Raw genomic sequence first — 17,086 nt, forward strand, 5'->3', positions numbered from 1 at the left:
TTTTACACCGCGTAAAAATGCTTGTTTATCTCCACAAATTACCAGTGATTGTTTCGCACGCGTTATCGCAGTATACAGTAAATTTTTCCGTAACATACGACGGTATCCTGAAATCACCGGCATCACGACAATAGAAAATTCACTACCTTGTGCTTTGTGAATGGACGTCGTAAAGGCATGCATAATATTTAATAAGTCACCTTTCGTATAAGCAACTTCTTTTTCATCAAATTCTACAACGAGTTGTTCTTCTTGTTCTTGATTTTCATCCTTTTCAAAAATGGCAACCACTTCACCGATATCACCGTTAAACACCCCGTCTTCTGGCTGATTAACAAGTTGGATCACTTTATCACCTTTACGGTAAACGACATCCCCAAATGGCATTTCACGCAATCCTGGTTTTGGCGGGTTTAACACACGTTGCAATTCGTCATTCAATTTATGAATCCCAGCTTTTGAACGATACATAGGAGCCAGCACTTGTACTTGACGAATATCGACACCTTTTTCCGTCGCTTTCTTGACAATTTGACTAACCATATCGACAATTTGGTCATCGTTACTCGGAAAGAAATTAAAATCACTAGCTTTCGTCAAAGTTTCTTGCTCGAGCTGTCCGTTTTTAATATCGTGTGCGATCTGAATGATCTTTGAACCTTCTTTTTGCCGGTAAACTTCTTTCAGTTGAATGGATCGAATGACTTCACTTTGTAAGAGATCAGCTAACACTTGCCCCGGACCAACAGACGGAAGTTGATCTTCATCTCCTACAATCAAGACCTGCATATCACTCGGAATCGCACGGAATAATTGATAAGCTAGCCAAATATCCACCATGGAAAATTCATCTATCACTAATATTTTTCCTTTTAATTGATTCTCTTCATCTTTTTCAAACGATTCTTGCCCATCCCATCCAAGCAAACGGTGAATCGTCACACTTTGAATACCAGTTGACTCCTTCATCCGCTTGGCAGCACGGCCAGTAGGTGCAGTCAGCACAAATGGGAAATTATCAGGTTCATCATAATCATTAATATCCAAGGAATGTTCATGTATCGCTGCATACGCTTGAAGAATGCCTTTAATAACGGTTGTTTTTCCGGTCCCTGGCCCTCCGGTAAGAATCATGATTTTTTCACTTAATGCTGTTTCAATTGCCTGATATTGCTCTTTGCCATAACTAAGAACTTCTTCCTCTTCAATTTCGCCAACAATTTTTAATAATTCTGCATCCGTGAAGGTATTCTCTAACGACTTATCGCTTATTCGTTTTACTTGCGTGCAAAAGCCCGTTTCTGAGTAATACAGTGATGGCAAGTAAGCTTTTTCATCCATAATAATCATTTGTTTTTCTTTATTTAATGTAGCGATCTGTTCGGTCATTTTCTCCGCATCAATTTGATTCGCTTCACCTTCCAGTAGCTCATCCATCTGTTCCAATAATACCTCTAACGGTAAGTACACGTGACCATCTTGAATACTATGTTGTAGTAAATACATACAAGCTGCCTGAATGCGCGATGGATGATCAAGTGTTGTACCTTTTTGGCGAGCCATTTGGTCAGCTCTTAGAAAACCAAACCCTTCGACAGCAAATACAAACCGATAAGGGTTATCTTCCAATATAGAAAGGGTTTCATCTTGAAATTCACTATACATTTTCTGAGCCATTTTTAAGCCGAAACCATACTTTGTTAATTCGACAACGATCTGTTCGAACCCTTGATTCTCATGTAAAATTTGATAGATTTTCTTTTGTTTTTCTTTTGGAATGCCTTTTACCTTATCGAGTACTGCTTCATCATCCAATATTTTTGATAAAGCTGTCTCTCCTAATGTATCAACAATTCGTTCTGCCGTTTTTTTACCTACACCAGGGAATAAATCGCTAGAGAGATAGGCAATAACTCCTTCTTTTGACTGTGGCAAGAATCGCTGGTAACTTTCGACTTGGAATTGACGACCGAATTTCTTATGTTCAACCATTCGACCATAAAATTCATACGTCTCACCTGGATCAAGTCTACGAAAATATCCTTTCACTACAACCTCGGCATCATCGATAGGCTGATTGGTTTCGACGATTTTAATTTTAGCAATTGAGAAATGCTCTTTTTGATTTTCAAAAATGGTATAGATCATTTCTCCCTTAATGAAATTCCTTTGAGCCTCGTTCGATTGCATTTCCATTGCTAAAATACTCCTTTACTGATTGTCTTCTAGCATTTTCTCAATTTGCTGTTTTCCGTTCGCCGCCAAGACATGCTCGGGTTGAATCTCTAAAGCTTGATTGAAATAGGTAAGTGCTTGATCAATGTCTTCTTCAAAGAGGCTGACGACACCTAAATTATAATACGCATCACTATGATTTGCTTCCATCTCAAGCACTTGATGAAAGATTTCCTTTGCATGGTCCAACTGTTCGGTTTGCGCTAAGGCGAGTCCATATTGGAATTGCATATCGACATCTTCTTCATCCAGTTCAACTGCACGTTGTAAATATGGCAAGGCTAATTTGAACTGCTCATCATATAAGAAACATAGACCTAGCATAAAATAAGTATCTGCCTCTTCTAGTCCTAATTGTAACGCTTGTTGAAAGTGTTGTTTCGATTGGTCATATTGCTCCTGTTCAAAATAAGCATTGCCTAATCCATAATGTGCAGTCGCTGCTTTGTCATCAAGTTCTACTGCGCGTGAATAAAAACGCACCGCCCGTTCGTAATCATTCATATGTAAAAGTAAATTGCCAAAGTTAATATAATGCACCGGATCATCTGGATGCTTTTCAATCGCCTCTGTAAAATATTTCGCTGCTTCTTCCAATTTTCCTCCTTGCATATATTGAATGCCTGGATCCATCTCTGTCATAGTTGTTACCCTCCACAAGTTCTTTACTTCTGATTATCTTTTTATTTTATCATAAGAAAAATCGAGAAAATAGCGTTTCAAAAGAAGATACACTACAAACATCCTTTTCAATTAAACGATTTGTAGGGTTGTAAAATAAGTAAGGGACAGCCGATATTCAGGACTGTCCCTTGCCTTAACCTACATAATCAAGATACTGATTATTTTTCATAATTTCATCTATGGTACCGCCACCGAGACAGACTTCATCTTGATAAAATACAACTGCTTGACCTGGCGTGACAGCACGTTCTGGCTGTTCAAACACCACTTTTGCTGTCATATCTGATTGTGGATAAACCGTTACTACACTATCTTTTTGACGGTACCTAAATTTAGCTGTACAAGTAAATGGTTCAAGAGGTGTTTCGTTAATCCAGTTGATTTCTGTTGCTAATAAGCCGTCAGAATACAAGGCATCGTTATGATAGCCTTCACCGACATATAAAATGTTATCTTGTACATTTTTACCCACAACAAACCACGGACCACCTGGACCACCGATACCAAGTCCTTGGCGTTGACCGATTGTATAATACATTAAACCATCGTGATCCCCTTTGACTTCACCGCTTAACGTCATCATTTTGCCAGGTTGTGCGGGCAAATATTCACTTAGAAACTCTTTGAAATTACGTTCCCCGATAAAACAGATACCCGTACTATCCTTCTTATTCGCTGTTGCTAAATCATGGTCATATGCCAATTGTCGCACTTCTTCTTTTGGCAAATGGCCAAGTGGAAACATTACTTTACGCAGAACATCTTCAGACAGTTGATTAAGAAAATACGTTTGATCCTTATTATCATCTTCACCGCGTAACATTTCCACACGATCTGTGTCTCGTCTGACTTGCGCATAATGACCCGTAGCCACATAATCTGCACCAAGGGTAAGTGCATGTTCAAGAAAAGCTTTAAATTTAATTTCTTTATTACACATTACATCAGGATTTGGCGTTCTACCCGCTTGGTACTCATCCAAAAAGTACGTAAACACTTTATCCCAATATTCCTTTTCAAAGTTTACCGCATAATAAGGAATATCTAATTGATTACAAACACGAACGACATCATCGTAATCTTCTGTAGCTGTACATACACCATTTTCATCGGTGTCATCCCAATTTTTCATAAAAATACCGACAACATCATAACCTTGTTGTTTTAAGAGTAAGGCTGTCACGGATGAATCGACACCTCCACTCATGCCAACAACGACACGTGTATCCTCTGGTTGTTTCATTATTTTTCACCACCTTTATCTTTACATCGATGTTAATCGATGAATAATGGCAGCAACCTTTTGGGCTGCTTTGGTTACATTTTCATCTGTATTGGCTAAACCAAAACTGAATCGAATCGAATTCGTTGTAGATGGATGATCTTCACCGAACATCGCACACAATACATGGGATGGCTCTACAGAACCAGCCGTGCAAGCACTACCACTTGAAGCTGCAACACCACTTAAGTCAAAATTGGTTAACATCGCTTCTACATTGGCGCCAGGAAAGCTAATATTTACAATGGTGGGAACCGTCTTTTGAAGGTCCCCGTTTACAGTAAAATCAACACCTTCATCCTCTAAAGTGTTTAAAAATTGCTTTCGATAATTTGCGTATGTTTCATAGTTTTCATAGCGATGTTCATTGACAAGTTCAATCGCCTGTTGAAATCCTACGATTCCTGCTACATTTTCGGTACCCGGACGGCGCTTGCGTTCTTGTTCACCACCATGTTGACGTGGATCAAGGATAACTTCTGTACCTGCATATAAAAAACCGATGCCCTTTGGCCCATTGATTTTATGGGAGGATACGGTTAATAAATCAATTTGCATTTGTTCAACATCAATCGGTATCATCCCAAAGCCCTGAACAGCGTCACTATGAAAATAAGCTTGATGATTAGCGAGTCTTTCACCAATTTCCTCGACCGGTTGAATCACTCCTGTTTCATTATTCACCATCATAACAGATACTAAGATGGTTTGATCCGTAAGTGCTTCATCAAATTGATCGAGTTGAATGTGACCTGCATCATCGACATCAAGGTAAGTGACTGAAAAGCCTTGTTTTTCTAAATGTTCTGCTGTGTGAAGGGTAGCATGATGTTCCATTTTCGTTGTAATAATATGCTTTCCCTTATCTTGATTCGCATAGGCGACACCTAATAATGCAAGATTGTCCGCTTCTGTTCCACCGCTCGTAAACGTAATAGCTTTTTCATTAGCGTTAATTGATTGGGCAGCGACTCGTCTTGCTTGATCGAGAAGCTTTCTTGCTTGTCTACCAAACCCATGAATACTAGAAGGATTGCCGAAAGTATCTTGCATAACAGTTGTCATCGCCTCAATCACTTTCGGGTGCATCGGCGTTGTTGCAGCATGATCTAAATAAATGGCTTCCATTCTCCAACCCTTCTTTCTATATCACAATAATCGCTTGCATCATTACATTCGCTTAGATATAAAACATATATGGATCTTGGACACCTTTTTGCCCATAGTTTGATAAATCTTCAAGGGTCGTTGTGTCTAACACATTTTTGACCGCATCGCGAATTTTGATCCATAACTCTTGTTTAGCCGGTTCTTCTTCTTCAATTCCTTCTACTGGTGTAATCGGCCCTTCAAGAATACGAATAATATCACCAGCTGTAATCTCACCTGGTTTTTGTGCCAATACATAACCACCGTACGCACCACGAACACTTTTTACAAGTGATGCATTACGTAATGGGGCTACAAGCTGTTCTAAATAATGCTCAGAAAGCCCATTTTCTTGAGCAATCATTTTCAATGACATTGGGCCTGTTCCTTCATTTCTCGCAAGTTCGATCATGATCGTTAACCCATATCTTCCCTTAGTCGAAATCTTCATACTTACACCTCATTTTTTCCATCTCATTCGAGTATATTCGAACCTATCGTTTAAAGACTTCCTATTTATTGTTATTATAGCATGAATGATATACTAATGATATACGCTCGTGTACGTAAAAGTGATACATACTAAAATATCTTAATAAATATTAGCGAAAATTGTCAAGATACGTGCTTAAGCTACTGATCATTGATGAAATGATCCAAGCAGAACAAATATGTGCAAAGTAAAAAAGAAAGGACGAAAAATATATGGTCAAACAACCGTTAGCGTTTCGAATGCGCCCGCAACACATTGATGACGTGATTGGTCAATCACATCTCGTTGGCGAAGGAAAAATGATTCGCAGGATGGTCGAAGCAGACCGACTTCATTCAATGGTGCTTTATGGGCCACCTGGTACGGGAAAAACATCACTTGCAATCGGAATTGCCAACAGTTAGGTATTCGCTATAAAATATTAAATGCAGCTATTGATCGTAAAAAAGATATGCAAGTCGCAGTGGAAGAAGCCAAAATGTCTCGTGAACTTGTTCTCATTCTTGACGAGGTTCACAGACTCGATAAAGCAAAGCAAGACTTTTTACTACCTCATGTCGAATCCAATCTCATCACACTTATCGGTTGTACGACGAGTAATCCATATCATTCAATCAACCCTGCCGTTCGTAGTCGTTCGCATATTTTTGAATTATATCGATTGGAAGCAGAGGATATGTATCAAGCGATCGATCGGGCTTTGAATGACGAAGAAAATGGTTTAGGGGATATGCCGTTAACGATTGAAGATGAGGCGTTAGAACACTTTGCGAATGCAGCCAATGGTGATTTGCGAGCAGCGTTAAATGGATTGGAACTCGCTGCATTTTCTACACCGCGAACGAACGATGAAACGATTGTCATTGATGTCGCCACTGCAGAAGCTTGTATGCAGAAAAAAAGCTTTTCCCATGACAACGGTGGAGATGCTCATTATGATGTGTTATCTGCCTTTCAAAAATCAATTCGCGGGAGTGATGTCGATGCAAGTCTCCATTATCTCGCTCGTTTAATTGAAGCAGGTGACTTAGACAGTATTGCCAGACGCATGCTCGTTTGTGCATATGAAGATATTGGACTCGCTAATCCTCAAGCTGGTCCTCGTGTTTTAGCAGCAGTAGAAACAGCAGAGCGCATTGGATTTCCTGAAGCCCGAATCCCGCTATCTGTTGCCATTGTTGAACTTTGTTTATCACCGAAATCGAACACGGCTTATAAAGCAATGGATGCAGCTCTTTCTGATATTCGCGCAGGGGATACGGGTGATGTTCCCATACATTTGAAAGATGCTCATTACAAAGGAGCTGAAACATTAGGACGTGGTGTGGATTATAAATACCCACATGCTTACGAAAGTGGCTGGGTAGAACAACAATATTTACCAAATAAACTCAAACAAAAACAATACTATCATCCGAAAGATACCGGTAAGTTCGAGAAGTCATTAAAGCAAATTTATGAAAAGATAAAAAAATAATGTTTAAATCACTCCGAACTGGTCACAATAGGTAATAAGTTTTTATACGACAGGTGCTAATTACCAATCTATTAAATCAGCAACCAATAGATGAAAGAAACGATGAACCAGAAAAGACAGGAGTGAAAACAGATGACGAAAGTACGTCAAGACGCATGGTCACATGAGGATGATCTATTATTGGCAGAAACGGTGTTACGCCATATTCGAGAAGGAAGCACGCAATTACAAGCTTTTGAAGAAGTCGGCGACAAATTAAACCGTACCTCTGCCGCTTGTGGTTTTCGCTGGAATGCGGAAGTCCGTCAAAATTATGAACAAGCGATACAAATAGCTAAACGCCAACGAAAAGAACGTAAACGAGCGCTCGCGAAACAAAATCAAAAGCAACAAACGGCAACAAGCGACAACGTATCTACTTTCGTAGACGATAATAAATCCGAATTTATTGACGTTGAAACTGTTGATGAAAGCGAGACATTCCCGATTCTAAATTGGGAACAACCATCGGAATCCTTACCTATTCCACAAGAACCAGACGAACAGCCAGTGATTCATAGTATGCAGCAAGATCAGCCAGATGTTCAACTAGATCAAGTGATTCAATATTTACAGCGTCTAAAAAATGATCAACAAGTTATGAAACAATCGCAACAACAAAATCAAGCACTTGTACAGGAAAAACAGCAATTACAAGAAAAAGTAACGACACAAGAAAAAAGAATCAAAGAACTGCAACAAGAGTTAACTACGATGAAAGAAGATTATCAAGCATTTATGCAAATTGTGGAACGGGCAAGGAAAATGGTTGTATTCGATGAGGAAGATTCTCGCCCTATCCCAAAATTCCGCATGGATAAAAACGGTAATCTAGAACAAGTTGCCAAATAACATCGAAAGAGATGAGGACAAAAAGAATATTTCGTTATCAACGAGGCTGGGACAAAAGAGTAATTAAAAAGGAAAAATCCGAACATTAAAGTTTAAGTTTACATACCACTTAGGCAAAATTGTTCGGATTCTTGCTCTTGCTGTTTAGTTTTGTCCCAGCCTCGTTTTTTCATATCATTTACGAACATTGTTATGGACTAAAGCAATACAAACGACTTTAGCGTGATGATGAGCGATAGGCGATGACGCCTGCGGGAACTCTCGCGAAACGAAAATCACGCTGAACGAGTTTTACGAGTTCAGAGAAGTTGAGTCCGTGTATAAGATCATACATTAGAAAATGACTGATACCCCAACATATATTTTAGAGCCACACAAAAACACACCCACCGTTTCGATGGATGTGTTGCGTGTACATTTCATCACTAATCCCAATTGTGCCGTCGGCCTACATGATGTTTTGATCCCGCTCGAGGCAGGTGGGTGCTCTGTCTTGTACTTCATGCGTCCACTATATCAATAAGTAGGTGGCATGCACACCATACAAGAACTCCGAGCTCCCAATGTATCAAAGTGTTCGGTCAAAACAGCAATTCTTCGACGGACACATCAGGATTTGATTGATTGTAAGTAAATCATAGCATAGAATTTCATCTGTTTCAAGTCGATCAATTAGTAATTTTTGTTAGTAAATGCTACCTTTCGTACCAAATTCGATCAATTTAACGAAGTCGTAAATGTAATTCCTTTAACTGTTTCGGATCAACTGCATTTGGCGCATTTGTCATTAAGTCAGAAGCAGAGGCTGTTTTCGGGAATAAAATCGTATCACGTAAATTGCTTCGTCCTGCTAAGATCATGATCAAACGATCAAAGCCAAAGGCAATACCACCATGTGGTGGCGCTCCGTACGCTAGGGCTTCTAATAAGAAACCAAACTGTTCTTCTGCCTCATCCTCAGAAAAACCGAGATGTTTAAACATTTGGTCCTGCAATTCTTTTTGATAAATACGTAACGAACCGCCACCAAGTTCATAACCATTCAACACAAGATCATATGCTTGTGCACGGACTTCACCTGGATTTGAATCTAATTTGTCTAAATCGGCTTCATACGGCATAGTAAATGGATGGTGTGCCGCATGATAACGCCCATCATCTTCATCATATTCTAATAATGGCCAATCGGTAATCCATAAAAAGGCATATTGGCTCTCATCGATTAAATCATGCTCCTTCGCAAACTTTAGACGAAGTGCTCCCAATGTATCGTATACTACTTGTTTCTTATCAGCAACAAAGAATAAGATGTCACCTGCTTTTGCATCTAAAAGTTGGCGGAAGGTGTTCTGCTCTTCTTCAGAAAAGAATTTGGCAATCGGCCTGTTAATTGATCAGCCTCTACTTTTAGCCATGCTAATCCTTTAGCACCGTAAATCTTAGCAAAGTCAGTTAAGTCATCTAAATCCTTACGAGAGTATTGTTCTGATTTTCCTTGTAAGTTGATCGCACTCACCTTTCCGCCTGACTCAATCGCTTGACGGAATACTTTGAAGCCAGAGTCTTTGACGGTTTCAGACAAGTTGACTAATTCCATACCAAAGCGAACGTCTGGTTTATCCGATCCGAAGCGCTCCATTGCTTCATCATAAGGCATGCGTGTAAAAGGTGTATTGATATCAATCCCTTTTACTTCTTTCATGACTTTTTTCATCATTCGTTCCGTCATATCCAAAATATCATCCATAGACATAAATGATGTTTCGATATCGATTTGCGTGAATTCGGGCTGACGATCTGCTCGTAAGTCTTCATCCCGGAAACAACGAGCGAATTGATAATACTTTTCAAATCCAGACACCATTAATAGTTGCTTGAACAATTGCGGTGATTGTGGCAATGCATAAAAGTAACCTTCATGAACACGACTCGGTACTAAATAGTCACGCGCGCCTTCTGGTGTACTTTTGGTCAGCATCGGTGTTTCCATTTCTAAAAACTCTTCGCTGTTTAAAAATGAGCGAATCGATTGTGTAGTTTGATGACGTAACTTGAATGTCTCTTGCATCTCTTCACGACGCAAATCTAAATAACGATACTTCAATCGAACATCTTCAGATACGTCCATATCGTCAGTTAATGAAAATGGTGGTGTCTTCGCTTCATTTAATACAGTAATGTCAGAAGCGATCACCTCAATATCCCCTGTTTCAATTTTTGGGTTCACGGTTTCAGAGTCACGCTCTACCACTTTACCTTTCACTTCAAGAACGTATTCGCTTCGAACACTATCAGCGGTTGCTAGTGCCTCTTGATCAAATTCTGCATTAAACACAACTTGTACGACACCTGAACGATCTCGCAAGTCGATAAAAATGAGTTCTCCGAGGTCACGACGCGTTTGTACCCACCCTTTTAATAAAACTTCTTGCTCTACATTCGATTTTCTTATATGTCCTGCTAATGTTCGGTTCATTGTTTGTTGTCCCCCTTATACGATTGCTTTCATATGCTCAGTTAATTGATCAATGGCAACAGTCTCTTGATCGCCAGTTTCCATATTTTTCACCGAAATTTGGTGATTAGCTAATTCTTCTTCCCCTAATACCAGCACAAAGCGTGCTTTGAGGCGATCAGCCGCTTTGAATTGTCCTTTAATTTTTCTGTCTTGATAATCCCTGTCAACTTGAATGCCAGCTATGCGCAAATCATTTACAATTTGAGCTGCTTGTAGATCAGCTTGTTCACCTAAAGAAACGACATAAGCATCAAGTCCTTCTTCAAGCGGTAATGTCACATTTTCAGCATCTAACGCCATTAATAATCGTTCGATACTTAACGCAAAACCAATGCCTGGTGTTTCAGGTCCACCTAATTCTTCAACAAGCCCATTATACCGACCGCCACCTGATAATGTAGTGATAGCGCCAAATCCTTCTGCATCGCTCATAATTTCAAAAGCCGTGTGGTTGTAATAATCAAGTCCGCGAACCAGATTTGGATCGACTTCGTAAGGGATGCCCATCGCGTCTAAATATTGTTTCACTTTGTCAAAATATAAACGTGAATCGTCATTTAAGTAATCTAGGATCGCTGGTGCATCAGCCATTTTGGGATGATCTCGGTCTTTTTTACAATCTAGGACACGCAATGGATTTTGTTCTAATCGTGTTTGACAATCGTGACATAATTCCGGTTTAACCGGGGCAAAGTGGTCAATTAATGCTTGTCGATGACTTTCGCGACTTTCTTGATCACCTAAGCTATTTAGAACGAGTTTTAGCGATTGTAAGCCAAGTTCTTTATAACAATTCATCGCTAGGGAAATGACTTCTGCATCAATGGCAGGATCTGAACTACCTAATGCTTCTATCCCAAATTGCACAAATTGCCGCATTCTACCTTGTTGAGGACGTTCGTATCTAAACATTGGACCTGTATAAAATAGCTTTGTCGGCTGATTCGGTAAACCATGCATTTTATGTTCAACAAACGAACGCACAACAGATGCTGTCCCTTCTGGTCTGAGCGTAATCGACCGCTCGCCTTTATCGAAAAAGGTATACATTTCCTTTTGTACAATATCCGTTGTATCACCTACACCGCGTTGAAACAATTCAGTATGTTCAAAAATAGGTGTTCGAATTTCTTGATAATGGAATCTTCTACTTAAATCCTTTAATGTTTCTTCTACGTATTGCCATTTTTCAGTGATTCCTGGCAATAGGTCTTGTGTTCCACGTGGCGCTTTCATATCAATGTCCCCCTTTGATTGGTTCATTATGTACTTATGATGAAAGAGCGTAACCCGCCCGTTTAGTAACATATAAAAAACTCCCATCCCTACAAAAGGGACGAGAGTTCACCCGTGTTGCCACCCTAGTTGAAGCGTCCCATCATACATTGACACTTCCACTTACACAGTTAACGCCTGCCTACGTTTATACCTACTATCCTTTCGATATAAAGCTTCCAGAATGTTTTTCGTTAAGTCATCTAGTAAGGATTCTTCCAGCCTAGAAATCCTCTCTCTTGCCTAGTGTTTCTTAACTACTCTTTCCTTCATAAGCCTTGATCATATCCGATTGGAAACTCAATTGCTTATATCATAATCGTTTCGAAATAGGTTTGTCAAGTTGAAACTTTACAGAAGACATAAGAAACTATTTTCGTTTACTTTTACGATATTGATTCGGTGTAACACCTACATGATTTTTAAATCGACGAATAAAACTTGATGCTGATTGAAACCCTACATATTCTGCAATTTGCTGTACTGTTAAATTTTTATAATGTAACATTTTCATCGCTTCAAACATTCTTCGCTGTAAAATATACTCTTGAACGGTCACGCCAAATTCCTTTTTAAAAAAATGACAGAGATAATATTTATTAAAATGCAATTTGTCAGCTAGGTCATCCAATTTCCAGTCTTTATTCCAGATCTCATTCATCGCTTGAATAATGTTATCGTGAGGCGATAATTGATCTGAACTATTTACTTTTAGTGATTGAGGCTGTAGTTGTTCTCTCTCCTCCATTTCTCGACAAAGGAACAATAATAATTGGAGTAAATAAATCTCTATCGCTGACTGTTGCATCCATCGCTTTGGATGATTTGTTTCTTCTATTAATGCATCAAACAGTGGTTGTATATGATCTGTTTGCCAAATAAAGGCATTCCACATTAAATGAGGTGAAGATAAGGATTCGAATAAGTGTTGAAATTGATTCATAATAGTATGCTGCATTGAAAAGAAATCATCTGTAAACATGACAACCACACGTTCATAAACTGTATGTTCAGGTAAATATACGCGGTGAAACTCAGAGCTTTTAAACAGCAAGATTGAATCTTTTTTGAGTGAATATACTTTATCTTCAAATATATAACGTGCTTTACCTGCCTTTAACCAAACGATTTCATAACCAGAATGATAATGATAGTTTGTTGGAATATTCCGGTCCGTTTTATATTGAATCAGAAACCCTGGCACGTGTTCTTTAACCGCATATACCTCTGATGAATCAGCACGATCCATAACTTCACCTCAAATCATATCAACTATCTCAAGGCTTACACTTTTCTTCCAACACATTGTATACACATTCTGCTTCAGCTTGTGTTAATTCTCGTCTGTTTACATGATCAGCCGTTCCAGGTCCCTTGTTTTTATATTCAAACAACCGAGCCGTCATAGGAGAAAAACCTTTCATTACTGTCCAACCTTCGTCCTTAATATGATGATCTAAGAAACATTCATAAAACAACACACTTGCTTGAGCTTCTGGATCTCCCCCTGGATGCCATGGTCTACCTAAATAAACAGTACGATCACCCATTTTATTTGACTGTTTTTTTATATGACATCGGTAAAACAAGAACCCATATGCTGTATAAACTGACGTGCTGGCAGCTGTCACAAAACCATTGGTATTCTGTTCAAAGCGATCCAAGGAAATAATGTCACAATGATCGAAAAAAGCTTGCCCAGCTCCAAAAATAAAGTCGACCGCTCCTTCAATCACACACCGATCAAGAAAATGGGTTCCTTTATCAAGTAATAATGTATCTTGGTAGCTAGAAAAGCGACAGTTTTTTAAAACTGTTTGATTACTTTCTCCAGCTGTACGAAAACTAACTGCCTGTAAGCCATCAATTTTTGTCGGATGATCATCACTTTTTTGATATTCTTGTAAATAGTCAAAATGGTTTTGAAATGTAAGGTTTATAGCGGTAAAGCCTTGTTTATTAATTATAACACTTGCACTATCAAATGTACCATATTTTGTACCGTCAGCTTTCATTGTGCCACTGGCAGTGTTGTGAGTAATCACCGTTTGATCTCGGTCTTCTCCGATTATGGTTACATCGGGGTAATCAACCATTATTTTTTCGTCATATCGCCCTTTCTTGACTAAAATTACACTATTTGATCCTAGATGATCAATCGCTTGTTGTATAGACGAAAATACATCAACGTCCAGTGTTTGGTCCAGAGATTTATGATCCACAATACCATCATATCTTGTTTCGCTATCTAATGTATGTCCTTTCATATTTACCTCCTTATTGTTCTTAATGTGTGGCACTATATGCTTCATTATATTCTTGAATGATGTTCTCACCACCTTCATCCACCCACTTATCAACCTCTTGCTGAAAGCCTACTCCGTCAATCTCTCCTAACATATACTGATTTGTGGCGTCATCGATAATTTGTTGAAGTGCCTCACCCTTCTCTCCATAGGTTTCTGAATCGAATGCAACCGTAGGATCATGAATTAGTATTTCATTATTATCTAAAGTTTGTCGATATTGTTTTTCATATAAATCATTGACTGGATAGGGTTCTAACCCATCAACAGTTGAATCATCACCAATAATAATCCCCATTAACGGACGAACATTTTGCTCAAATGAAGCTTCAACGTCTTCACCTTGTAATCGTTTTGCTTGACCATTGACGACCTCATAATGCTCCCCTTCTATACCATAAGACAATAAATTATAAATTTCTGGATTCATTAAATGATTAAAAACTTCTAATGTTTCTTTCAAATCCTCTTCTGTTGGATTAGAAGCCTTTGGAAATAATACTACGGAACCATATCCAGCTGTGGACCAAGTTCCTGGTTCTCCACCTGGTTTGGAGATACGATTTTCTACATCTAATTCGGCGTTAGGATTTGCTTCTTGCAACTTATCTTGAAAACCAACTGCATTACATAAACAGCCAACGATCGCCCCTGCCGTTCCATTTGTTAGCATATTCGTCTGATCTGTTTTACTTGTAACTGGGAAATCTTGATTAACGAGTTCGTTATCTCTTAATTTTTTAAAGAAATCCATGGTTTCTGTATATTCAGGAAACATGAATTCTGGTTGAAGTTTTCCATTTTGTTCACCCCAATTATTCGGTGTTTCAAAATAAGAACTTACAAATTTAAACCCTCCATAAACTAAGTCACTATTAACAGCTACGCCAATTGTGTCATCTTCTCCATTTCCATCTGGATCATCTTCTGTGAAAGCACGAAACATCTCATACAAATCATCAGTTGTATTTGGTGCATCAATCCCTAAATGATCTGCCCAATCTTTGCGATAGATTAATCCCCACCTTGACATCGGACGTCCGGAATATAAAGTGAAAATCTTCCCATTTACTGCCGTATTCTCTAATACGACTGAATCTAGATTGCTTAAATACTCATATTCTTCTAAATAAGGGCCGATTTCCCAATATTCTTCTTCTGTTAACGAATCTTTCATTTTGTTAAATGATTCCTCATTTTTCACAAACATGGCTCGTGGATAAGATTCAGTAGCAATCGCTGTATTCATTTTCTCATCGTATACATCATCTGGTACCCACGTAATATCTAATTGAACACCTGCTTTTTCTTCTACTTTCTCAATAATTGGACTGTCCTCTGATACTTGTGCCGTATGGAGATTCGCCATAATGCTAATTGCTTCTGTTTCATTTGTACTTGATGAACTGGAACAACCAGCAATAAACCAAAGCACGAATAGGATAACAATCCACCTTGTTTTCCCCATTTCACTCACCCTTTCAATTAATTTTCGCTATAAGTAAGCGATTACATAATTGAGGTTATCATACGCTTTCGGTTTTTCCATCCGTTTACATTGTTCTTTTTGTGTGCCGAAATTGCGATAGTTTAACCTCGATGACTCCATTTTCTTTTTAAACCATTCGATATACCGAATTGAGCTGATAAATTATGTTTTATGGTTGAAGTCTGGATGTCTTGATATTTAGTGAAGTGCATGATTTTTAATTCATCTTGTAATTGATGAGGACGAAAACGAGGATCTATATGCATAGCATCACCTTATTTCTTTCATTTCATCATCGTGTTCGATATGATATAAATAGCGATAGGATTGTTTTTTAAGGGAGCGATTGAATTGGGAACGAAAAAGATGATAGCAGTAATTATTGTTAGTATTTCTTTTATTTTCTCCATTGCTACGATCATTTATGCAAAGGAAGCAGAAATTGAAGGAACACATTTAAATGTTCGCAGCGGTCCCGGAAGTAACTATGAGATGATTGATCAAGTCAATCCACCCGAAAGTTATAACGTGCTTGATCAACAAGGAAACTGGGTACAAATTGATATCAATAGCACGGAAGGTTGGGTGCATCAAGATTATGTTACTATAAGTGAAGATCACGAAGATACGCAACAAGGAAGTACCACTACACCTTCATCGGATGCAGACCAATCATCAAATCACCAAAGATCAGAAAGTATATCAGACAAGCTCATTGTCATCGATCCAGGACATGGCGGAAGAGATGTAGGAGCTATCGGTGCTAGTGGGAATTATGAAAGTACTTATACATTGACTACAGCCAACGTACTAAAACAGAGGTTAGAAGCATTAGGAGCCGAGGTCATTCTCACAAGAACCGAGGACCGCTTTATTCCATTAACCAGCCGTGTAACAATTGCCAATACAAAGCAAGCCGATTTATTTTTAAGCCTTCATTATAACAGTACACCTGAATTACCAAATGTAACAGGTGCTGGAACTTATTATTATAGCGATCGGGATAAGCAACTTGCAGAAGATGTTCAATTCTTTATGGTATCACAGACTGGTATGAATGACAGAGGCGTCCAGCAAGAGGATTTACAAGTGTTACGGACCAATCATCGGCCCTCCCTATTATTAGAACTTGGATTTATCTCGAATCAAGAAGAAGAACATAATATTCAATCTAAAGCATATTTGGATCAAATGAGCCGAGGTATCACGAAAGGTATCCATCAATACTTTCAATCAAGCTAAAACATGCACCCTAACGAACTACTTATCTATTGTCCTCGTTAGGGT

The 17,086-nt window shown here is 38.7% G+C and carries 12 protein-coding genes, 1 other RNA gene, 2 pseudogenes and 1 other annotated feature; of the genes and pseudogenes, 3 read left to right on the forward strand and 12 right to left on the reverse strand.

Annotated features, from left to right (window positions below; genetic code table 11):
- The 5 genes from recD2 to cymR all read right to left on the reverse strand — a co-directional run.
- Nucleotides 1-2,196 (reverse strand): SF1B family DNA helicase RecD2 (gene recD2 / locus J416_RS06885; protein WP_003467388.1); only part of this gene is annotated, 2,196 nt, incomplete at its 3' end.
- 15 nt (nucleotides 2,197-2,211) lie between these two features.
- Nucleotides 2,212-2,877 (reverse strand): tetratricopeptide repeat protein, encoded by a 666-nt coding sequence (locus J416_RS06890; protein WP_003467390.1) that lies wholly within the window; start codon nucleotides 2,875-2,877, stop codon nucleotides 2,212-2,214.
- Between the two features lie 175 nt (nucleotides 2,878-3,052).
- Nucleotides 3,053-4,162: a tRNA 2-thiouridine(34) synthase MnmA gene (gene mnmA, locus J416_RS06895; protein WP_003467391.1), complete on the reverse strand. Its 1,110-nt coding sequence runs from the start codon at nucleotides 4,160-4,162 to the stop codon at nucleotides 3,053-3,055.
- Between the two features lie 21 nt (nucleotides 4,163-4,183).
- Nucleotides 4,184-5,329 carry a cysteine desulfurase family protein gene (locus J416_RS06900; protein WP_003467393.1) on the reverse strand — a complete coding sequence of 382 codons (1,146 nt, stop codon included), beginning with the start codon at nucleotides 5,327-5,329 and terminating at the stop codon, nucleotides 4,184-4,186.
- Between the two features lie 52 nt (nucleotides 5,330-5,381).
- Nucleotides 5,382-5,801: a cysteine metabolism transcriptional regulator CymR gene (gene cymR, locus J416_RS06905; RefSeq protein ID WP_003467398.1), complete on the reverse strand. Its 420-nt coding sequence runs from the start codon at nucleotides 5,799-5,801 to the stop codon at nucleotides 5,382-5,384.
- Nucleotides 5,802-6,055: 254 nt separating this feature from the next.
- Here cymR and J416_RS06910 point away from each other — a divergent pair.
- Together J416_RS06910 and J416_RS06915 are read left to right on the forward strand one after the other, a co-directional pair.
- Nucleotides 6,056-7,320 (forward strand): annotated as a pseudogene (locus J416_RS06910) (replication-associated recombination protein A).
- Nucleotides 7,321-7,452: 132 nt separating this feature from the next.
- On the forward strand, nucleotides 7,453-8,211 hold the full coding sequence (locus J416_RS06915; protein WP_003467404.1) for an RsfA family transcriptional regulator: 759 nt from the start codon (nucleotides 7,453-7,455) through the stop codon (nucleotides 8,209-8,211).
- A gap of 424 nt (nucleotides 8,212-8,635) precedes the next feature.
- Here J416_RS06915 and ssrS read toward each other — a convergent pair.
- From ssrS to J416_RS06940, 7 genes and pseudogenes are all read right to left on the reverse strand, one after another.
- A non-coding RNA gene (gene ssrS, locus J416_RS15380) (6S RNA) lies at nucleotides 8,636-8,830 on the reverse strand.
- Between the two features lie 103 nt (nucleotides 8,831-8,933).
- Nucleotides 8,934-9,476: an amino acid--tRNA ligase-related protein gene (locus J416_RS16685; RefSeq protein WP_420805430.1), complete on the reverse strand. Its 543-nt coding sequence runs from the start codon at nucleotides 9,474-9,476 to the stop codon at nucleotides 8,934-8,936.
- A 57-nt stretch (nucleotides 9,477-9,533) separates the two neighbouring features.
- Nucleotides 9,534-10,687: pseudogene (aspS, locus tag J416_RS06920) on the reverse strand (aspartate--tRNA ligase); the annotation flags it as partial.
- A gap of 15 nt (nucleotides 10,688-10,702) precedes the next feature.
- A complete protein-coding gene (gene hisS / locus J416_RS06925) occupies nucleotides 10,703-11,965 on the reverse strand; it encodes a histidine--tRNA ligase (RefSeq protein ID WP_003467406.1) in 1,263 nt (420 codons plus the stop codon).
- A gap of 93 nt (nucleotides 11,966-12,058) precedes the next feature.
- Nucleotides 12,059-12,286, reverse strand: a binding site (T-box leader).
- Nucleotides 12,287-12,374: 88 nt separating this feature from the next.
- Nucleotides 12,375-13,253, reverse strand: a complete 879-nt coding sequence (locus J416_RS06930; RefSeq protein ID WP_003467407.1) for a helix-turn-helix domain-containing protein — start codon at nucleotides 13,251-13,253, stop codon at nucleotides 12,375-12,377.
- Between the two features lie 28 nt (nucleotides 13,254-13,281).
- Nucleotides 13,282-14,271, reverse strand: coding sequence for a pectinesterase family protein (locus J416_RS06935; protein ID WP_003467408.1), 990 nt, complete (start codon nucleotides 14,269-14,271; stop codon nucleotides 13,282-13,284).
- Between the two features lie 19 nt (nucleotides 14,272-14,290).
- Nucleotides 14,291-15,778 (reverse strand): extracellular solute-binding protein, encoded by a 1,488-nt coding sequence (locus J416_RS06940; RefSeq protein WP_003467409.1) that lies wholly within the window; start codon nucleotides 15,776-15,778, stop codon nucleotides 14,291-14,293.
- A gap of 372 nt (nucleotides 15,779-16,150) precedes the next feature.
- Here J416_RS06940 and J416_RS06945 point away from each other — a divergent pair, with 372 nt between their 5' ends.
- A complete protein-coding gene (locus J416_RS06945; RefSeq protein ID WP_003467410.1) occupies nucleotides 16,151-17,041 on the forward strand; it encodes an N-acetylmuramoyl-L-alanine amidase family protein in 891 nt (296 codons plus the stop codon).
- Nucleotides 17,042-17,086: the final 45 nt, after the last annotated feature.

This window comes from Gracilibacillus halophilus YIM-C55.5, from assembly GCF_000359605.1.
GTDB classification, from domain to species: Bacteria; Bacillota; Bacilli; order Bacillales; family Amphibacillaceae; genus Gracilibacillus; species Gracilibacillus halophilus.